This window comes from Streptoverticillium olivoreticuli subsp. olivoreticuli (genome assembly GCF_003391135.1).
GTDB lineage: Bacteria > Actinomycetota > Actinomycetes > Streptomycetales > Streptomycetaceae > Streptomyces > Streptomyces blastmyceticus.
Map to the genome: position 1 here is coordinate 7,738,286 of NZ_CP031455.1, position 19,911 is coordinate 7,758,196.

Genomic DNA, 19,911 nt, shown 5'->3' on the forward strand with positions numbered 1-19,911 from the left:
GAGGACGAAAGTGTCAACTGTGAGCGAGACAACGCACGGCAGTGCGGTCGCCATGAGTGCCCCGCCATCGCCCGACGGCGGACTCTCCGCCGCCGAGCTGGCCCAGAAGTACGGCCTCGCGGTGAGCGGTGCCCGGCCGGGGCTGGCGGAGTACGCGCGGCAGCTGTGGGACCGACGGCACTTCATCATCGCCTTCTCCCGCGCCAAGCTGACCGCCCAGTACAGCCAGGCCAAGCTGGGTCAGGTGTGGCAGGTGGCGACCCCGCTGCTGAACGCCACGGTCTACTTCCTGATCTTCGGCCTGCTGATGGGCCAGAGCAAGGGCATGGGCATCAAGACGTACATCCCGTTCCTGGTGACGGGCATCTTCGTCTTCACCTTCACCCAGAGCTCGGCGATGTCGGGCGTCCGCGCCATCTCGGGCAATCTGGGGCTGGTGCGGGCCCTGCACTTCCCGCGGGCGGCGCTGCCCATCTCCTTCGCGCTCCAGCAGCTCCAGCAGCTGCTGTACTCGATGGTGGTGCTGTTCCTCTTCCTGCTCGGCTTCGGGCACACCCCGCAGGCGTCCTGGCTGCTGATCGTCCCCGTGCTGGTGCTGCAGTTCGTCTTCAACACCGGCCTGGCGATGATCCTGGCCCGCGCGGGCAGCAAGACCCCGGACCTGGCGCAGCTGCTGCCGTTCATCCTGCGTACGTGGATGTACGCGTCCGGCGTGATGTACAACCTGGTCGAGGCGCTCAAGAAGCAGCACGCCCCGGGGTGGCTCATCGACGTGCTGAGCGCGAACCCTGCGGCCGTCTTCATCAATCTGATGCGTTCCTCCCTGATCAGCGGCCATGCCGCGCACAAGCACATCGACCTGCCGCCGCACGTGTGGGCGCTGGCGGTCGGCTGGGCGCTGCTGATCGGTGCCGGGGGCTTCGTGTTCTTCTGGAAGGCTGAGGAGCAGTACGGCCGTGGCTGAGCAGAACGGCGCCGCGAAGGCGCCCATGTCGACCTCCCTGGTGCCGACGGTGATCGCGGACGACGTGCACATCGTCTACCGCGTCTACGGCGGCAACACGGGCCGGGGCAGTGCCACCGCGGCCCTGAACCGGCTGGTGCGGCGCAAGCCCAACGCGGGTGTGCGCGAGGTGCACGCCGTCAAGGGTGTGAGCTTCACCGCTTACCGCGGCGAGGCGATCGGCCTGATCGGCTCCAACGGCTCGGGCAAGTCGACCCTGCTGAAGGCGATCGCCGGGCTGCTGCCCACCGAGCGCGGCAAGGTCTACACCGACGGCCAGCCCTCGCTGCTGGGTGTGAACGCGGCCATGATGAACGACCTCACGGGCGAGAAGAACGTGATGCTCGGCGGTCTGGCGATGGGCATGAGCCGGGAGCAGATCCGCGAGCGCTACCAGGAGATCGTCGACTTCTCGGGCATCAACGAGAAGGGCGACTTCATCACCCTGCCCATGCGCACCTACTCCTCCGGCATGGCGGCCCGGCTGCGGTTCTCCATCGCCGCGGCCAAGGACCACGACGTGCTGATGATCGACGAGGCGCTGGCCACCGGCGACCGGTCCTTCCAGAAGCGCTCCGAGGCCCGCGTCCGCGAGCTGCGCAAGGGCGCAGGCACGGTCTTCCTCGTCAGCCACAACAACCGGTCCATCCGCGACACCTGCGACCGCGTGCTCTGGCTCGAACACGGCCAGCTGCTCATGGACGGGCCCACCGAGGAAGTCGTACGGGCCTACGAGAAGGAGACGGCCCGCTAGTCAGGCGAGCACGACAGCGCCTCCGGGGCCCCCGCTGTGACGCGTTCGGTGGGGGCCTTGACCTATCCGTAACGATCAACTCACTTATTGACAGGGTTGATTCGGCCCTCGCGTGGCATTGTATGGATCAAGCACCTACCCGGGCGCGCGTCGGACACCTGTACGGCGTACGCTGTACCGTGCTGATTTGCGGAGAAGCGGGACGATACCGGTGTATCTCCGTCGTGGAGAGCGGCTCCGCGGGTCGCCAGCAGGAGGTGTCGAGGGGGAGCAGGGGGAGGTCTGCCCTGCGGCGTGTCCGAAATGGGATGTTCTGGGTCGGCAGTGTAGAACGGGAGATGTGACGGCAATGGCTACGGGAACTCTCCAGCTCCGAGGCGCATCCGCCGTCCCCGGTCCGGGCAGCCCGCGGTGACGGCGGGGACGGACGCGCACGAGCGCGCCGTGCTCGACAAGGCCGCGCACGAGAACTTCCCCGTGGCGCCCTTCTTCGTGCCACGCGCCTGGCGGAACGATCTCATGGCCGTCTACGGCTTCGCCAGGCTCGTCGACGACATCGGTGACGGCGACCTCGCCCCCGGCGGCCGCGACGCCGAACTGCTCGGCCTCCACCGCGAGCAGAGCGACGACCGCCTCACCATGCTCGACGCCTTCGAGGCCGACCTGCGCCGCGTCTTCGACCGCTCCGGCACGGGACCGCGGCACCCGCTGCTGCTCCGCCTCCGGCCGACCGTCCAGCGGTGCGGCCTGACCCCGGAGCCCTTCCTCGGCCTGATCGAGGCGAACCGCCAGGACCAGCGCGTCCGCCGCTACGCCACCTACCAGGACCTGCTCGCCTACTGCGAGCTGTCCGCCAATCCCGTCGGCCGCCTGGTCCTGGGCATCACCGGCACCGCGAGCCCCGAGCGGATCCGCCGCTCGGACGCGGTCTGCACAGCTCTGCAGATCGTCGAACACCTGCAGGACGTCGCCGAGGACCTCGGGCGCGACCGCGTCTACCTCCCCGCCGAGGACATGAAACGCTTCCACGTCGGCGAGGCCGACCTCGCCCGTCCGACCAGCGGCGCGTCGTTGCGCGCCCTGGTCGCGTACGAGGCGGAACGCGCCGGGGAACTGCTGAATGAAGGCACCCCCCTGGTGGGTAGCGTCCACGGCAGGTTGAAGCTGTTGCTCGCGGGGTTCGTGGGCGGGGGGAGGGCCGCGCTCAGAGCGGTTTCCGCCGCGGGATACGACGTACTGCCCGGACCGCCCAAGCCCACCAAGCTCAGCCTGCTGCGCGAGGTGGGAGCGACACTGCGAAGAGAGGGGTGAGCGGGACCGTGAACGGATCGCCAGACGCGTCCGCGCCGGTACTCGCCGCGTACAGCTACTGCGAGGCAGTCACCGGACAGCAGGCCGGTAACTTCAGCTACGGCATCAGGCTTCTGCCGACCGCCAAGCGACGCGCCATGTCGGCGCTGTACGCCTTCTCGCGGCGGGTCGACGACATCGGCGACGGCCCACTGGACGCGGAATCCAAGCGGCACCGGCTCGAGGAGACCCGCGCCCTGCTCGCCCGGATCAGGGAGGGCAGGGTCGAGGAGGACGACACCGACCCGGTGGCCGTCGCGCTCAGCCATGCCGCGCGCCGCTTCCCGATCCCGCTCGGCGGGCTCGACGAGCTCATCGACGGCGTCCAGATGGATGTGCGCGGGGAGACCTACGAGACCTGGGACGACCTCGCGGCGTACTGCCGCTGTGTCGCGGGCGCCATCGGACGGCTCTCGCTGGGCGTGTTCGGCACGGTGCCCGGCGCACGTGACGCGGCACGCGCCGCGGAGTACGCCGACACGCTCGGGCTCGCGCTCCAGCTGACCAATATCCTGCGCGACGTCCGCGAGGACGCGGCCAACGGCCGCACCTACCTGCCCTCCGACGACCTCGCCAAGTTCGGCTGCTCCGCGGGTTTCCACTCCGTGCGGCCGCCCGCCGGCTCCGACTTCGCCGGCCTGGTCCACTTCGAAGTACGGCGCGCCCGCGCGCTGTTCGCCGAGGGCACCAAGCTGCTGCCCATGCTCGACCGGCGCAGCGGCGCCTGCGTCGCCGCCATGTCCGGCATCTACCGCAGGCTGCTGGACCGCATCGCCCAGGACCCCGAGGCGGTGCTGCGCGGCCGGGTCTCGCTCCCCGGGCGCGAGAAGGTCTATGTCGCCGTGCGCGGCCTGTCCGGATTCGACGCCCGTAGCGTCCACCGGCAGACCGCCGGGGGGCGCACTTGATGCGCCCTACTCCTACCGGTGGGCGGTGTGCAACCCTCCGGCGATCGCACACGTCACTGACAGCAGCCGAGGGGGTGGGCGCATGACGACACCAGGGACGACGACCCGGTCCGAGCGCCGGGGCCCGGACGGGGAGGGCCGCTCCGTCGGCGCGGCCGCGGTGGTCGTCGGCGGCGGTCTCGCCGGTGTCACCGCAGCCCTCGAGCTCGCCGACGCCGGGCTGCGGGTCACCCTCGTCGAGGGCCGCCCGCGGCTGGGCGGGCTCGCCTTCTCCTTCCGTCGCGGCGAACTGACGGTCGACAACGGACAGCATGTCTACCTGCGCTGCTGCGCCGCCTATCGGTGGTTCCTCGACCGCGTCGACGCGGCCGAACTCGCCCCGCTGCAGCAGCGGCTGGACGTCCCCGTGCTGGACGTCGGCCACCCCTCCGGGCGGCCGCGCCTCGGCCGGCTGCGCCGCGCCCAGCTGCCCGTGCCCCTGCACCTCGCGGCGAGCCTCGCCACCTACCCGCACCTCTCGCTCGCCGAGCGGGCCAAGGTCGGGCGCGCCGCGCTGGCGCTCGGCGGCCTCGACCTCGGCGACCCCGCCCTGGACGGCGAGGACTTCGCGAGCTGGCTGCACCGCCACGGTCAGTCGGACCGTGCGATCGAGGCCCTGTGGGACCTCGTCGGCGTCGCCACGCTCAACGCCCCCGCCGACCGCTCCTCGCTGGGCCTGGCCGCCATGGTCTTCAAGACCGGGCTGCTGTCCGAGCCCGGCGCCGCCGACATCGGCTGGGCCCGCGTCCCGCTCGGCGAACTGCACGACGTCCGCGCCCGCGCCGCCCTCGACGCGGCCGGGGTGCGCACCGAGCTGCGCACCCGCGCCACCGCGATCACCCGGGGCGAAGGCGCCGGCTGGCACGTCGGCATCGAGGCCGGATCCGGCGGCACCGAGCGGCTCGCCGTCGACACCGTCGTGCTCGCCGTGCCCCAGCGCGAGACCCACGCCCTGCTGCCCGAGGGCGCCCTCGACGACCCCGACCGGCTGCTGGACATCGGCACCTCGCCGATCCTCAACCTCCATGTCGTTTACGACCGCAAAGTCCTGCGCCAGCCGTTCTTCGCGGCGCTCGGCTCGCCGGTGCAGTGGGTCTTCGACCGCACGGACTCCTCCGGACTCGGCGGCCGCGCCGACGGCGGCCAGTACCTGGCCGTGTCCCAGTCGGCCGCGGACGACGACATCGACCGGCCCGTCGCCGAGCTCCGCGAGCGCTATCTTCCCGAGCTGGAGCGCCTGCTGCCCGCGGCACGCGGCGCCGGCGTACGGGACTTCTTCGTGACCCGGGAGCGGACAGCGACGTTCGCCCCCACTCCGGGCGTCGGCCGGCTGCGGCCGCACGCCCCCACGAACGCGCCCGGCCTGTACCTGGCCGGTGCGTGGACCGCCACCGGCTGGCCCGCGACCATGGAGGGCGCGGTGCGCAGCGGTGTCAACGCCGCCGGCGCGGCACTCTTTGAGCTCGGCCTACCCCGCCGGAACCCCTCGTGGGAGGCGGCATGAACGAGGCGAGCCACCAAGGCGTGCCGCCCCGCTACGGGGCGCGCACGAGCACGACCACCAGAGGAGAGACCGTGACTTCGGCGATCCCAGCTGTCGACACCGCAGGCGTCAACGCCCTGCTGGAGCGCGGACGGACGCTTGCCACGCCGGTGCTGCGTGCTGCCGTGAACCGGCTGGCGCCGCCCATGGACACCGTCGCCGCCTACCACTTCGGCTGGATCGACGCCGAAGGCCGGCCGGCGCACGGCGACAGCGGCAAGGCCGTACGGCCCGCCCTCGCCCTGCTCTCGGCCGAGGCCGCGGGCGCCCGCCCCGAGGTGGGCATCCCCGGCGCCGTCGCCGTGGAGCTCGTGCACAACTTCTCGCTGCTCCACGACGACCTGATGGACGGCGACGAGCAGCGCAGGCACCGCGACACCGTGTGGAAGGTGTACGGCCCCGAGCAGGCCATCCTCGTCGGCGACGCGCTGTTCGCACTCGCGAATGAGGTGCTGCTGGAGCTGGGCACCGTAGAGGCGGGCCGGGCCACCCGGCGGCTGACCACCGCCACCCGCAAGCTGATCGACGGCCAGGCCCAGGACATCTCCTACGAGCACCGCGAGCGGGTCACCGTCGAGGAGTGCCTGGAGATGGAGGGCAACAAGACGGGCGCCCTGCTCGCCTGCGCCGTCTCCATCGGTGCGGTCCTCGGCGGCGCCGACGACCGCACGGCCGACACCCTGGAGGCCTACGGCTACCACCTCGGCCTCGCCTTCCAGGCCGTCGACGACCTGCTCGGCATCTGGGGCGACCCGGAGGCCACCGGCAAGCAGACCTGGAGCGACCTGCGCCAGCGCAAGAAGTCGCTGCCGGTCGTCGCCGCCCTCGCGGCGGGCGGCCCCGCCTCGGGCCGGCTCGCCGACATCCTCGCCGCCGACGCCAAGCTCAGCGACGCCCAGTCCGCCGACTTCGACGAGGAAGAATTCGCCAGCCGCGCGGCGTTGATCGAGGAGGCGGGCGGCCGGGAGTGGACCTCCCAGGAAGCCCGCCGCCAGCACGCCACCGCGATCGAGGCACTCAACGGAGTCGACATGCCCACCGAAGTCCGCGCGCAGCTGACCGCGCTCGCCGACTTCGTCGTCGTACGAAAGAGATGATCACCATTCACCCGATCTGACAGATCGCAGTCGCCGGCCGACGCCCTGACGGAGCGTCGGCCGACGGAGCCCCCAGCACGGCAGAGAAGTAATGATCACTGCAAAAAGGGGAAACCATGACAGCGACGACCGACGGAAGCGCCGGGGCCCTCGCGCCCGGCGCGGCCGCGGCCAAGGACAGCGCCACGGCAGCACCCCCGCTCACGGCCGCCGAGCAGGCCACGGCCCGGGCGGTGGAACACCTCCTTTCCCGTCAGGACGCACAGGGGTGGTGGAAGGGCGACCTGGAGACCAACGTCACCATGGACGCCGAAGACCTGCTGCTCCGTCAGTTCCTGGGGATCCAGGACGAGAGGACCACCAGGGCCGCGGCCCTCTTCATCCGGTCCGAGCAACGCCCGGACGGCACCTGGGCTACCTTCCACGGCGGGCCGGGGGAGCTCTCCGCCACCATCGAGGCGTATGTCGCCCTGCGGCTCGCCGGGGACACCCCCGACGCCCCGCACATGGCCGCCGCCTCCGAGTGGATCCGCGCCCGGGGCGGCGTCGCCGCCGCCCGCGTCTTCACCCGGATCTGGCTCGCCCTCTTCGGCTGGTGGAAGTGGGACGACCTCCCCGAGCTGCCGCCCGAGATCATGTACGTGCCGAAGTGGATCCCGCTCAACATCTACGACTTCGGCTGCTGGGCCCGGCAGACCATCGTGCCGCTGACCGTCGTCTCGGCCAAGCGGCCCGTACGGCCCGCGCCGTTCGCCCTCGACGAGCTGCACACCGACCCGGCGCGGCCCAACCCCCCGCGCCCGCCGGCCCCGGTCGCCAGCTGGGACGGCGTCTTCCAGCGCCTGGACAAGGCGCTCCACCAGTACCGGAAATTCCCGCTCCGCCGGCTGCGGCGCTCCGCGCTCGCCGCGGCCGCCCGGTGGATCGTCGAGCGGCAGGAGAACGACGGCTGCTGGGGCGGCATCCAGCCCCCGGCCGTCTACTCCGTCATCGCCCTCCACCTTCTCGGCTACGACCTCGACCACCCCGTGCTCCGCGCCGGGCTGGAGTCGCTGGACCGTTTCGCCGTCTGGCGGGAGGACGGCTCGCGGATGATCGAGGCTTGTCAGTCGCCCGTCTGGGACACCTGCCTCGCGGCCATCGCCCTCGCCGACGCCGGGGTGCCGTCCGACCACCCGGCGCTCGTCAAGGCCGTCGACTGGATGCTGGACGAGCAGATCCACCGGCCCGGCGACTGGGCCGTGCGCCGCCCCGAACTCACCCCGGGCGGCTGGGCGTTCGAGTTCCACAACGACAACTACCCCGACATCGACGACACCGCCGAGGTGGTCCTCGCCCTCAAGCGCGTCGCGCACCCCGACCCCGTACGCGTCGAGGCCGCCATCCAGCGCGCCGCCCGCTGGAACCTCGGGATGCAGTCGAAGAACGGCGCCTGGGGCGCCTTCGACGCCGACAACACCAGCCCCTTCCCCAACCGGCTGCCCTTCTGCGACTTCGGCGAGGTCGTCGACCCGCCGTCCGCGGACGTCACGGCGCACGTGGTGGAGATGCTGGCGGTCCTCGGGCAGCAGCACCACCCGCGCACCCGGCGCGGCATCGAGTGGCTGCTCGCCGAACAGGAGGAGAGCGGCGCCTGGTTCGGCCGCTGGGGCGTCAACTACGTCTACGGCACCGGCTCGGTGCTGCCCGCCCTGGCCGCCGCCGGCATCCCCGCCTCCCACCCGGCCGTCCGCCGGGCCGTGGGCTGGCTGGAGAGCGTGCAGAACGCCGACGGCGGCTGGGGCGAGGACCTGCGCTCCTACCGCGACCCCGAGTGGATCGGCCGCGGCGCCTCCACCCCCTCCCAGACGGCGTGGGCGCTGATGGCCCTGCTCTCGGCGGGGGAGCGGAGCGGCAAGGCCGTCGAGCGCGGCGTCGCGTATCTGGTGGAGACCCAGACCGAGGACGGCACCTGGGACGAGCCGTACTTCACCGGCACCGGGTTCCCCTGGGACTTCTCCATCAACTACCACCTCTACCGGCAGGTCTTCCCCGTCACGGCCCTCGGCCGCTATGTGCACGGGGAGCCCTTCACCCCCGACCGCCGGGAGGCGTGATGACCACCGGCACGGGTCCCGCGTCCGCACCGCTGCTGATCGCCTGCGCGCTCGGCATCGAGCGCCTCGCCCTGCGCGGGGGCGGCCTCGGCGGTGCGGCCGGACCCGTGACCGTCCTGCGCACCGGCATGGGCCCGCACGCCGCGGACCAGGCCGTCACCCGCGCGCTCGGCGACGGCACGGCCATGCTCGACGCGGCCGTGATCGCCACCGGATTCTGCGCCGGCCTGGCCCCCGGGATGCACCCCGGGGACCTGGTCGTCGCCGACGAGACCCACGACCACGAGGGCCGCATCGAGTGCTCCGGCGTCGAGCTGCTCGCCAAGGAGCTCGCACGGGCCGTGCCCAAGCGCGTCATCCACACCGGACCGCTCGTCGGCTCCGACCACGTCGTGCGCGGCGCGGAGCGCGCGGCCCTGCACGCCGCGGGCGCGATCGCGGTGGACATGGAGTCCGCCGCCACGCTCCGGAGCGCCGTCCGCAGGGGCCCGCGCCCCGTTGCGGCCGTCCGGGTGGTCGTGGACGCTCCAGAACATGAACTCGTACGAATCGGGACGTTGCGGGGTGGAATATCAGCCTTCCGGGTGCTCCGCACCGTGCTTCCCGCATTTATCGAATGGCACCGATCCTTACTGCTCCCCAGGAGGTGAGCCAGATGGCCATGCCGCTCCGTCAGTCCATCCGGGTGGGAACCTACCTTTTTGAACAGAAGCTCCGTAAGCGCGAGAAGTTCCCCCTGATCGTGGAACTCGAACCGCTCTTCGCCTGCAACCTCAAGTGCGAGGGCTGCGGGAAGATCCAGCATCCCGCAGGGGTGCTCAAGCAGCGCATGCCCGTTGCCCAGGCCGTGGGCGCCGTGCTGGAATCCGGCGCGCCGATGGTGTCCATCGCCGGCGGCGAGCCCTTGATGCACCCCCAGATCGATGAGATCGTCCGGCAGTTGGTGGCCAAGCGGAAATACGTCTTCCTGTGCACCAACGCGTTGTTGATGCGCAAGAAGATGGAGAAGTTCACCCCCTCGCCGTATTTCGCCTTCGCGGTGCACATCGACGGGCTGCGGGAGCGGCACGACGAGTCCGTTGCGAAGGAAGGCGTCTTCGACGAGGCGGTGGAGGCCATCAAGGAGGCCAAGCGGCGCGGCTTCCGGGTCACCACCAACTCCACCTTCTTCAACACCGACACCCCGCAGACGATCGTCGACGTGCTCGACTTCCTCAACGACGAGCTCCAGGTGGACGAGATGATGCTCTCGCCCGCCTACGCCTACGAGAAGGCCCCCGACCAGGACCACTTCCTGGGCGTCGAGCAGACCCGCGAGCTCTTCAAGAAGGCCTTCGCTGGCGGCAACCGCGCCCGCTGGCGCCTCAACCACAGCCCGCTCTTCCTGGACTTCCTGGAGGGCAAGGTCGACTTCCCGTGCACCGCGTGGGCGATCCCCAACTACTCCCTCTTCGGCTGGCAGCGCCCCTGCTACCTGATGAGCGACGGCTATGTGCCGACGTACCGGGAGCTGATCGAGGAGACCGACTGGGAGAAGTACGGGCGCGGCAAGGACCCCCGCTGCGACAACTGCATGGCGCACTGCGGCTATGAGCCCACGGCGGTCCTCGCCACCATGGGATCGCTGAAGGAGTCGCTGCGCGCGGTCCGTGAGAGCGTCGCCGGGAACCGGAGCTGACCGCGATGGGAACCGCGGGGCCGGTGTCCCTGGGGCTCCCCGCCGTGCCGGCCCGACCGCTCGCGACGCGCCGCGTCTCGCGGCGCATCCAGGTCGGGCCGGTCGCCGTCGGCGGGGGCGCTCCGGTGTCGGTGCAGTCGATGACCACGACCGTGACGGCCGACATCGGCGCCACGCTCCAGCAGATCGCGGAGCTGACGGCGGCGGGTTGTCAGATCGTGCGGGTGGCGTGTCCTTCGCAGGACGACGCCGAGGCGTTGCCGGTGATCGCGAAGAAGTCGCAGATCCCGGTGATCGCCGACATCCACTTCCAGCCGAAGTACGTGTTCGCCGCGATCGACGCGGGGTGTGCGGCGGTGCGGGTGAATCCGGGGAACATCCGGCAGTTCGACGACAAGGTACGGGAGATCGCGAAGGCGGCGTCGGACGCGGGTACGCCGATCCGTATCGGAGTCAACGCGGGTTCGCTGGACCGGCGGTTGCTGGAGAAGTACGGGAAGGCGACACCGGAGGCGCTGGTGGAGTCGGCGCTGTGGGAGGCGTCCCTCTTCGAGGAGCACGGCTTCCGGGACATCAAGATCTCGGTGAAGCACAACGACCCGGTCGTCATGGTCAACGCCTACCGGCAGCTGGCCGCGCAGTGCGACTACCCCCTCCACCTGGGGGTGACGGAGGCGGGCCCGGCGTTCCAGGGCACGATCAAGTCGGCGGTGGCCTTCGGGGCGTTGCTCTCGCAGGGGATCGGCGACACGATCCGCGTCTCCCTCTCCGCCCCGCCGGCGGAGGAGATCAAGGTCGGCATGCAGATCCTGGAGTCGCTGGGGTTGCGGGAGCGCCGTCTGGAGATCGTCTCCTGTCCTTCTTGCGGACGGGCACAGGTCGACGTCTACAAGCTCGCCGAGGAGGTGACCGCGGGCCTGGAGGGCATGGAGGTCCCGCTGCGCGTCGCGGTCATGGGCTGTGTGGTCAACGGCCCCGGCGAGGCCCGCGAGGCCGACCTCGGTGTGGCCTCCGGCAACGGCAAGGGGCAGATCTTTGTCAAGGGCGAGGTCATCAGGACCGTCCCCGAGTCGAAGATCGTCCAGACCCTGATCGACGAGGCGATGAAGCTCGCCGAAGGCATGGCGGCGGACGGCGTCGGCCCGGGCTCGCCCGACGTCACCGTCGGCTGACCACCGGCGCCGCACCGCGAGGGGAACCGCGAGAAGGGCCGTGGCGGCAAGCCCGGCCGAGGCCGAGAGAAGAGGAGGGGGCTCGCGTGTCGTTGCTGGAGAACATCCGCGGTCCACGCGACCTGAAGGCGCTGGACGGCGAGGACCTGACCGAACTGGCCGAGGAGATCCGCCACTTCCTGGTGCACGCCGTGGCCAGGACCGGAGGACACCTCGGACCCAACCTCGGCGTGGTGGAGCTCTCCATCGCACTGCACCGCGCCTTCGACTCCCCGGCCGACCGCATCCTGTGGGACACCGGCCACCAGTCGTACGTGCACAAACTGCTCACCGGCCGCCAGGACTTCTCCAAGCTGCGCGGCAAGGGCGGACTGTCCGGCTACCCCTCGCGCGAGGAGTCCGAGCACGACGTCATCGAGAACAGCCACGCCTCCACCGTCCTCGGCTGGGCCGACGGCCTCGCCAAGGCCAACCAGGTGCTCGGCCGCTGGAACCGCCACGTCGTCGCCGTCATCGGCGACGGAGCCCTCACCGGAGGCATGGCCTGGGAGGCCCTCAATAACATAGCTGCCGCCCGGGACCGGCCGCTGATCATCGTCGTCAACGACAACGAACGCAGCTACGCGCCCACCATCGGCGGCCTCGCCGACCACCTCGCCACCCTCCGCACCACCGACGGCTACGAACGCTTCCTCTCCTGGGGCAAGGACGCCGTCCAGGGACTGCCCGTCGTCGGCAAACCGCTCTACGAATCGCTGCACGGCGCGAAGAAGGGTTTCAAGGACGCCTTCGCCCCCCAGGGCATGTTCGAGGACCTCGGGCTGAAGTACCTCGGGCCGATAGACGGCCACGACATCGAGGCCGTCGAATCGGCGCTGCGCCGGGCCAAGCGCTTCCACGGCCCCGTCCTCGTCCACTGCCGGACCGAGAAGGGCCGCGGCTACCAGCCGGCCCTGCAGGACGAGGCGGACCGCTTCCACACCGTCGGAGTGATGAACTCGCTCACCGGCGAGCCCCTGACGCCCTCCACCGGCCGGTCCTGGACCTCCGTCTTCGGCGACGAGATGGTGCGGATCGGCGCCGAGCGGCCGGACGTGGTGGCGATCACCGCCGCGATGCTGCACCCCGTGGGCCTGACCCGGTTCGCCGAGGCCTACCCCGACCGCGTCTGGGACGTGGGGATCGCCGAGCAGCACGCGGCGACCTCGGCGGCGGGGCTGGCGACGGGCGGCCTGCACCCGGTCTTCGCGGTCTACGCGACGTTCCTCAACCGCGCCTTCGACCAGGTGCTGATGGACGTGGCGCTGCACAAGTGCGGGGTGACCTTCGTCCTGGACCGGGCCGGGGTCACCGGCACCGACGGCGCCTCCCACAACGGCATGTGGGACATGTCGATCCTCCAGGTCGTCCCCGGACTGCGGATCGCCGCCCCGCGCGACGCCGGCCAGCTCCGCGCCCAGCTGCGCGAGGCCATGGACGTCACCGACGCCCCGACCGTCATCCGCTTCCCCAAGGAGACCGTGGGCGAGGCCGTCCCGGCCCTCGACCGGGTCGGCGGCATGGACGTGATCGCCCGCCCGGAGACCGGCGAGCCACAGGTCCTGCTGGTCGCCGTCGGCGCCATGGCCCAGGTCTGCCTCCAGGCGGCCGACCTGCTCGCCGCGCGCGGCATCGCCTGCACCGTCGTCGACCCGCGCTGGGTCAAGCCCGTCGACGAGGCCCTGCCCGCCCTCGCCGAACGGCACCGGCTCGTCGCCGTCGTCGAGGACAACAGCCGCACCGGAGGCGTCGGCTGGGCCGTCGCCCAGGCCCTGCGCGACGCCGACTCCGACGTGCCCGTACGCACCTTCGGCATCCCCGAGCAGTTCCTGGCCCACGCCAAGCGCGGCGAGGTCCTGGCCGACCTGGGGCTCACACCCGCCGAGATCGCCGGCCGGATCAGCGCCGCCCTGGCCCGCAAGGAGGCCGTGGCGGCGGACACGGCCCGTAAGGAGAACGACGCATGACACCCGACGGCACCGGCTCCGCCAAGGGATTCGACCTCACCCGGCTCCTCGCGGAGCGCGGCGGGGAACGGTACGAGCTCCACGCCCGCCACCTCAACCACCAGCTGCCCCGCATGCTGCACACCATCGGCTTCGACAAGGTCTACGAGCGGGCCGAAGGGGCCTACTTCTGGGACGCCGAGGGCCAGGACTACCTCGACATGCTCGCCGGCTTCGGGGTGATGGGCGTCGGCCGCCACCACCCCGTCGTCCGCAAGGCGCTGCACGACGTCCTCGACGCCTCGCTCGCCGACCTCACCCGCTTCGACTGCCAGCCGCTGCCCGGCCTCCTCGCCGAGAAGCTGCTGTCGTACACCCCGCACCTGGACCGGGTGTTCTTCGGCAACAGCGGCACCGAGGCCGTGGAGACCGCGCTGAAGTTCGCCCGCTACGCCACCGGGCGGCCACGAGTCCTGTACTGCGCGCACGCCTTCCACGGCCTGACGGCCGGATCGCTGTCCGTCAACGGCGAGGACGGCTTCCGCGACGGATTCGCCCCGCTGCTGCCCGACACCGCGATCCCGCTCGGCGACCTCGACGCCCTCGAACGGGAGCTGCGCCGCGGTGACGTGGCCGCCTTCGTCGTCGAACCCATCCAGGGCAAGGGCGTCCACGAGCCGCCGCCCGGCTTCCTCCGCCAGGCGCAGGAACTGCTGCGCCGGCACAAGGCGCTGCTCATCGCCGACGAGGTGCAGACCGGGATCGGCCGCACCGGCGACTTCTACGCCTACCAGCACGAGGGCGGCGTCGAGCCGGACCTGGTGTGCGTGGCGAAGGCCCTGTCCGGCGGCTATGTGCCCGTCGGCGCGACCCTCGGCAAGGACTGGATCTTCAAGAAGGTCTACTCCTCCATGGACCGGGTGCTGGTCCACTCGGCCAGCTTCGGCTCCAACGCCCAGGCCATGGCCGCGGGCCTCGCCGTGCTCTCGGTCATGGAGGACGCCCAGGTCGTGGCCAACGCCCGGCACACGGGAGATCTGCTGCGGACGAGACTGGCGGCGCTGGTCGACAAGTACGAGCTGCTGCACGATGTGCGCGGCCGCGGGCTGATGATCGGCATCGAGTTCGGCAAGCCGAAGTCGCTCGGTCTGCGCAGCCGCTGGGCGATGCTCCAGGCCGCCCGCAAGGGGCTGTTCGCGCAGATGGTCGTCGTGCCGCTGCTCCAGAAGCATCGCATCCTCACCCAGGTCTCCGGCGACCACCTGGAGGTCATCAAGCTGATTCCGCCACTGATCATCGGCGAGCGGGAGGTGGACCGCTTCGTGTCCGCCTTCACGGCGGTGATGGACGAGGCACACGGGGGCGGCGCCCTGATGTGGGACTTCGGCCGCACGCTGGTCAAACAGGCGGTGGCGAACCGGTAGGGGCTAGTGCCCTCCACCGCACCCGCCCCCGCAGCCGGAGTACGAACCGCAGGACGCGCCGTGCGTCGAGCACGAGAACGTAGGACACCCCGCACAGCCCGACGCCGATCCCCCGCTCCCGTTCCCCCTGCCGGAAGGAGCCGCCCCGCCGGCCCGCTCCGGCTTCGCCGCCCGGAGCAGCTGGTCCCGCAGGACCCCGTCCGGCAGGGCGGACGGGCCCTCGACGGCGACCTCGCCCGCGGCCCCCGCCGGGCGCGCGGCCCGTACCGCCCGGCGGCCCGCCCGGGTCGCCCTCGACCACGGGACGCGGACCGCCAGGCGTAGCGCGAGACCGCACGCGACGCACGCGAGGAGGGCGGACGGCACCGGATACGTACGCGTGACGAAGAGCGAGGCCAGTGCCAGGAGCCCCGCACCGGTCAGGCCCGCCGTGTGCAGCCGCTCGGCCCGGCGCCCGGCCGCGTCCGGTCCGGCGGGCGCGAGCAGGCCCCTTTCCACCAGCGCCGACTCGATGTCCTGCACGGCCGGCGCGCGCGGCAGCGCCATCCGCGCGCCGCGCATGGTGCAGTACCAGCGGTCACCGCAGCACTTCAGCAGGGCGCGCTCGACCGGGTCGTACGTGACGGGGCTGAGCACCTTGATCAGACCGTCGGTGGTCACCCTGATCCGCCCGTCGTCGTACATCATGGTGATCACGGTCTCCGCGACCCGCAGCGGACCGGCCGTCAGACAGGCGACCTCCAGCAGGCTCGGCCCGCCGTCCCCGGTGCGGGCGGGCGCGGTCGCCCGGTGGCGCGCCCGGACCAGCAGGGCCGAGGGCAGAGCGACGGCGACGAGCGCGACGGCGAGTGCGATTACCCATGCGGTGTTCATGCTGTCACGTGCCTTTCGCGGAACGCGGTGTCGAGCGGACGGGACGTGGGGCGACGCTGAGCCGGAGGGCCCGTACGGCCGCGGCGAGCCGGTTCGGCGCCGGCTCCGCCGCGGCGGTCCGCCAGTCGGCCAGGCGACGGCGGCGCGCCGGGTCCCCGGGGCGGCCGGTGGCCAGCAGGCGGTCGGCGAAGGCCGACGCGTCGCGGTGGTACCCCTCGGTGAGGGGCCGGGCGCGGGCGTAGTCGAGGAACAGGCCGTGGAACTCCTCGCCCAGGATCGTGGGGAGTTCGGGCGCGACCTTGGCCACGGTGTCCGCCCGTTTGGCGAGGAGCACCCGGCGCTGCACGTCGAGCCGCCCGGGGTCGAAGCCCCGCGGCGGCGGGCCGCCCGCGACGAGCGCGGCCAGCAGGGCGGCCTGGTCCCGGGCGAGGCGCGCGCGGGCCCGCTCCAGGCCGTGGTCAGACACGGCGGCCGCCGGGGGCCGCCGCGGCGCGCACGGCCGCGAGTTCCGCCGCGAGCTCGTCCGGGCCGGGGAAGTCGCCGTCACGCTCCAGCAGGACGCCGGGCGGCACGGCGCGGGCGCACAGCTCGGCGAGCAGGGCCAGCACGGGCGGGGGCACGGGGTGGGCGTGCGTGTCGTACCAGACGCCGCGCTCCTCGACGCCCCCGGCGACATGGACGTAGGCGACGGCTTCGAGGGGGAGGGCGTCCAGTGTCCCGACGGGGTCCTGGCCCAGATTGACGTGGTTGGTGTGGAGGTTGGCCACGTCGACGATCAGCCGGACCCCGGTGCGCTCGACCACCTCGGTGAGGAACTGACCCTCCGTGAACTCCTCGTCGGGCCACCGGATGCAGGCGGCGACGTTCTCCAACGCGAGGGGGACGGGCAGGAACTGCTGGGCCAGGCGGATGTTCGCGCAGACGACGTCGAGCGCGTCGCGCGTGCGGGGCACGGGCAGCAGATGCCCGGCCTCCAGGCCTCCCGCGCGCACGGTCGCGAGGTGCTCGGTGACCAGGGGCGCGCCGAGGGCTTCGGCGCACTCGGCGAGGGCGGCCAGGCGGGCGAGGCCGGGGCGGGCCGCGTCCCCCAGGCCCAGGGTGACGCCGTGCGGGACGACGGGGGTGCCGTGGGCGCGCAACCACCTTACGGGGCCGGGAAGATGGGCGGGGTCGATGTTCTCCGCGACGACCTCCACCCAGTCGGGGGGAGGGAGCCGGGCGAGGGTGTCGGCGAGCTCCGGACGCCAGCCGATGCCCGTGCCGAGGTTGCGCATGGGCTCACCCCCGTGTCCCCGCGCGTCCGAAATGGCCGCGTAAAGGGCTGATGCCCCGTGGTCGTGCGGCTCAACCCGGATTTTCCCCGTCCGGCCCCGTCCCTTTCCGGGCCGGGGCCCGGCGCGCGGGAGCGTCAGGGTTTGTGGCCCACCCCGCCGTAGAAGATCGTGTCGTTGAGCTCCTGCGCGCTCGGCACCGGGCCGTCCGGGCGCCACAACGGCACCCGCACCAGGCCCGGGTCCTGGAGCGCGAAGTCGCCGAAGAGCGGCTCGATCGCCGCCCGGCCCCGGAGGTTCAGCGCCGCGGTCGCGTTCTTGTACGCGCCGAGCACGCTGTCCCGCGCCTTGACGTCGGTGTAGCCCTCCGCGTACCCCTCGTAGGGTTCGGCCGTGGCGTGGGAGAGCACCAGGCGGCTGCCCGAGGGGAGCGCGGCGCCGAGCGCGGCGACGAGGCCGGCCGGGTCCTCCTCGTCCTTGACGAAGTGCAGCACGGCGACGAGCAGCAGCGCCACCGGCTCGGTGAAGTCGATGAGTTCGCGCACGACCGGGTGGGCCAGGACGGCCTCGGGCTCGCGCACGTCGCCGAGGACGAACGCGGCCCGCCCGGTGTTGGTGAGCTTGGCGCCGGCGTGGGTCGCCACGATCGGGTCGTTGTCGACATAGGCGACCCGTACGTCCTCCGCGATCCCGCGGGCCACCTCGTGGGTGTTGGGCGAGGTGGGGATGCCGGTGCCGATGTCGACGATCTGGCGGATGCCGTCGCGCACGCACTCCCGCACCGCGCGCTGGAGGAAGGCGCGGTTGGCGCGGGCGGACAGCCGCACCTGCGGATGCACCTGGATGACGTGCTCCGCGGCCTGCCGGTCGACCTCGTAGTTGTCCCAGCCGCCGAGGTAGTAGTCGTACATGCGGGCCGGATGCGGCCTGCTGGTGTCTATTTCCTCGGCCGTGAAGCCCCGCTCGCTCACACCGTGCTCTTTCATTCGCAGCTCACACTCGTTCCCGCGAGAAGGAAGTCGGCCTGGCCGGCCTTCGCGCCTCTGATGAAGCTCTCGATTTCGTGGTGCGTGTAGATCAGCGCCGGCCCTTCCGGGTCGGTGGACTGGCGCAGGGCGACCCGGCCGTCCCCCAGTCGCATGGCCTCGACGCAACTCCCCCCGTTGCCGCCGCTCCACGGCTTGCTCCACCCCTCGGTGCCGAGATCGGTGGCGGGCATGCCGTTGTATATGCGATCCATGGTTCAGATCTCCTTACGAATGCCACCGAGGACGGCCTTGGTGGTGTGTGCCGGCGCGGCCTGCGCGCACATGCGGTCCAGCGCCTCCAGGAAGGCCGAGACATCGTCGCGCTGGTCGAAGTAGGAGGCTCCGACCAGGTTTTCCGCGTAGGCGATGTCCGGCAGCTCCGGAAGCGGGAACCGGAAGATATGGAAAGGCCCGTACATCGCCGGATGCGGCCCGGCGGTGAACGGCATGACCTGCAGCCTGACATTCGGCAGGTCGGTTGCGTCCATGAGGTGGGCGATCTGCGCGCGCATGATGTCGGGCCCGCCGATGGGCCTGCGCAGCACGGTCTCGTCCAGCACCACCCACAGCAGGGGCGCCCCGTCCCGGGTGAGCAGCGACTGGCGCTGCCTGCGGACGGTGACCGCGCGGTCGATGTCGGCGGCGGGCGCGTGCGGCATTCCGGCGCGGAGCACGGCGCGCGCGTAATCCTCGGTCTGCAACAGCCCGGGGACGTAGTGCGGTTCGTAGGCACGAATGAGGTTGGCCTCTCCTTCGAGGCTCACAAAGGCGCTGAACCACTCGGGGAGGACATCGCGGAAACGGTGCCACCAGCCGGGTCGGTTGGCCTCGCGGGCGAGGGAGAGAAAACCCTCGATCTCCTCCTGGCCGGCGACGCCGTAGACGCACAGCAACTTCTCCACATAGGGGAGTTTCAGGCCGACTTCGGCCTTCTCCATTCTGCGGATCGTGGCATGGGTCACATCGAGGGCGCGACCCGCGTCCTCATAGGACAGTCCGGCCTTCTCCCGGAGGTCCTGAAGCCGTTTGCCGAGCACGACCCGAAGGACGGTCGGGGCGCCTGTCGGCCGCGCGTCCGCCACTGTTGTTCCCCCTCCGTGCCGTCAGTCGCTGTCATATGCCCGCAGTGTGCCATGCACCCCCCGGAGCACACAGACTGCCCTGACGATTCTGCAAATTACAGATTGAACCTTGCCACACATGACCGGCATCGCACATAGTTGCGGAGTGGTCCCCTCCCATGACGCACCTTCGCTCGGACGCTACGGCAGTTCCACGGCCGCGCGTCTTCAGGACGCCTTTCACTTTCCGGCTCTCAACACCTCGGTGGCGGAGGCGCGCAGACGAGTCGCCGCGCAGCTGCGGGAGTGGGGCATCGACGAAGTGGCGTGCGACGACGCCCAATTGGTGGTGTCTGAACTCTTCACCAACGCGGTGCGGCACACGGACAGCGAGAAGGTCGGCTGTCAACTGCGCCTGAGCGGCGCACACCTGCGGATAGAGGTCACCGACCAGGGGCACGCGTCGACGGAGCCGCGGGCGCGGTGCAGCGGCACGGACGAGGAGAGCGGGCGCGGACTGCTGCTGGTCGGGGTGCTGTCGAAGGCCTGGGGGGTCCGGCCCGACGACAGCGGCCGTGGCCGCGTCGTCTGGGCCGACCTGCCGCACGGGCGGCTCCCCCACTGACCCG

17 protein-coding genes and 1 pseudogene are annotated in these 19,911 nt (G+C 71.6%); 13 read left to right on the plus strand and 5 right to left on the minus strand.

Annotated features, from left to right (window positions below; translation table 11 throughout):
* Positions 1-19 precede the first annotated feature (19 nt).
* From DXZ73_RS33565 to DXZ73_RS33620, 12 genes are all read left to right on the plus strand, one after another.
* A complete protein-coding gene (locus DXZ73_RS33565; protein ID WP_116214712.1) occupies positions 20-964 on the plus strand; it encodes an ABC transporter permease in 945 nt (314 codons plus the stop codon).
* Between the two features lie 25 nt (positions 965-989).
* Positions 990-1,757: an ABC transporter ATP-binding protein gene (locus tag DXZ73_RS33570; protein WP_116216046.1), complete on the plus strand. Its 768-nt coding sequence runs from the start codon at positions 990-992 to the stop codon at positions 1,755-1,757.
* A gap of 444 nt (positions 1,758-2,201) precedes the next feature.
* The gene (gene hpnC, locus DXZ73_RS33575) at positions 2,202-3,068 is read left to right on the plus strand and encodes a squalene synthase HpnC (RefSeq protein WP_116214713.1); all 867 of its coding nucleotides are present in this window, start codon (positions 2,202-2,204) and stop codon (positions 3,066-3,068) included.
* The gene (hpnD, locus tag DXZ73_RS33580; protein ID WP_116214714.1) at positions 3,065-4,015 is read left to right on the plus strand and encodes a presqualene diphosphate synthase HpnD; all 951 of its coding nucleotides are present in this window, start codon (positions 3,065-3,067) and stop codon (positions 4,013-4,015) included. The genes hpnC and hpnD overlap by 4 nt, the downstream gene beginning before the upstream one ends.
* A gap of 82 nt (positions 4,016-4,097) precedes the next feature.
* Entirely contained in the window at positions 4,098-5,558 is a 1,461-nt protein-coding gene (hpnE, locus tag DXZ73_RS33585) for a hydroxysqualene dehydroxylase HpnE (RefSeq protein ID WP_116214715.1), read from the plus strand.
* Complete coding sequence (locus DXZ73_RS33590; RefSeq protein ID WP_116216047.1) at positions 5,555-6,694, plus strand: polyprenyl synthetase family protein; 1,140 nt, start codon at positions 5,555-5,557, stop codon at positions 6,692-6,694. The genes hpnE and DXZ73_RS33590 overlap by 4 nt, the downstream gene beginning before the upstream one ends.
* A 116-nt stretch (positions 6,695-6,810) precedes the next feature.
* The gene (gene shc, locus DXZ73_RS33595; RefSeq protein WP_116214716.1) at positions 6,811-8,790 is read left to right on the plus strand and encodes a squalene--hopene cyclase; all 1,980 of its coding nucleotides are present in this window, start codon (positions 6,811-6,813) and stop codon (positions 8,788-8,790) included.
* Positions 8,790-9,440 (plus strand): 1-hydroxy-2-methyl-2-butenyl 4-diphosphate reductase, encoded by a 651-nt coding sequence (locus tag DXZ73_RS33600; protein ID WP_116214717.1) that lies wholly within the window; start codon positions 8,790-8,792, stop codon positions 9,438-9,440. The genes shc and DXZ73_RS33600 overlap by 1 nt, the downstream gene beginning before the upstream one ends.
* A 5-nt stretch (positions 9,441-9,445) precedes the next feature.
* The gene (gene hpnH / locus DXZ73_RS33605) at positions 9,446-10,468 is read left to right on the plus strand and encodes an adenosyl-hopene transferase HpnH (RefSeq protein ID WP_116214718.1); all 1,023 of its coding nucleotides are present in this window, start codon (positions 9,446-9,448) and stop codon (positions 10,466-10,468) included.
* 5 nt (positions 10,469-10,473) lie between these two features.
* The gene (ispG, locus tag DXZ73_RS33610) at positions 10,474-11,640 is read left to right on the plus strand and encodes a flavodoxin-dependent (E)-4-hydroxy-3-methylbut-2-enyl-diphosphate synthase (RefSeq protein ID WP_116214719.1); all 1,167 of its coding nucleotides are present in this window, start codon (positions 10,474-10,476) and stop codon (positions 11,638-11,640) included.
* A gap of 86 nt (positions 11,641-11,726) precedes the next feature.
* Complete coding sequence (dxs, locus tag DXZ73_RS33615; RefSeq protein ID WP_116214720.1) at positions 11,727-13,646, plus strand: 1-deoxy-D-xylulose-5-phosphate synthase; 1,920 nt, start codon at positions 11,727-11,729, stop codon at positions 13,644-13,646.
* Positions 13,643-15,049, plus strand: a complete 1,407-nt coding sequence (locus DXZ73_RS33620; protein ID WP_116214721.1) for an aspartate aminotransferase family protein — start codon at positions 13,643-13,645, stop codon at positions 15,047-15,049. The genes dxs and DXZ73_RS33620 overlap by 4 nt, the downstream gene beginning before the upstream one ends.
* A 3-nt stretch (positions 15,050-15,052) precedes the next feature.
* Here DXZ73_RS33620 and DXZ73_RS33625 read toward each other — a convergent pair whose 3' ends face one another.
* The 5 genes and pseudogenes from DXZ73_RS33625 to DXZ73_RS33650 form a co-directional block, all read right to left on the minus strand.
* The gene (locus DXZ73_RS33625) at positions 15,053-15,922 is read right to left on the minus strand and encodes a TIGR04222 domain-containing membrane protein (protein ID WP_116214722.1); all 870 of its coding nucleotides are present in this window, start codon (positions 15,920-15,922) and stop codon (positions 15,053-15,055) included.
* Between the two features lie 4 nt (positions 15,923-15,926).
* Positions 15,927-17,196, minus strand: a pseudogene (locus DXZ73_RS39765) (DUF692 domain-containing protein).
* Positions 17,197-17,330: 134 nt separating this feature from the next.
* Positions 17,331-18,179 carry an SAM-dependent methyltransferase gene (locus DXZ73_RS33640; RefSeq protein ID WP_116214725.1) on the minus strand — a complete coding sequence of 283 codons (849 nt, stop codon included), beginning with the start codon at positions 18,177-18,179 and terminating at the stop codon, positions 17,331-17,333.
* Positions 18,176-18,433, minus strand: a complete 258-nt coding sequence (locus DXZ73_RS33645) for a DUF397 domain-containing protein (protein WP_116214726.1) — start codon at positions 18,431-18,433, stop codon at positions 18,176-18,178. The genes DXZ73_RS33640 and DXZ73_RS33645 overlap by 4 nt, the downstream gene beginning before the upstream one ends.
* A 3-nt stretch (positions 18,434-18,436) precedes the next feature.
* On the minus strand, positions 18,437-19,303 hold the full coding sequence (locus DXZ73_RS33650) for a helix-turn-helix domain-containing protein (RefSeq protein ID WP_116214727.1): 867 nt from the start codon (positions 19,301-19,303) through the stop codon (positions 18,437-18,439).
* Between the two features lie 145 nt (positions 19,304-19,448).
* Between DXZ73_RS33650 and DXZ73_RS33655 the strand changes: the two genes are divergently transcribed.
* On the plus strand, positions 19,449-19,907 hold the full coding sequence (locus DXZ73_RS33655) for an ATP-binding protein (RefSeq protein ID WP_240351606.1): 459 nt from the start codon (positions 19,449-19,451) through the stop codon (positions 19,905-19,907).
* Positions 19,908-19,911: the final 4 nt, after the last annotated feature.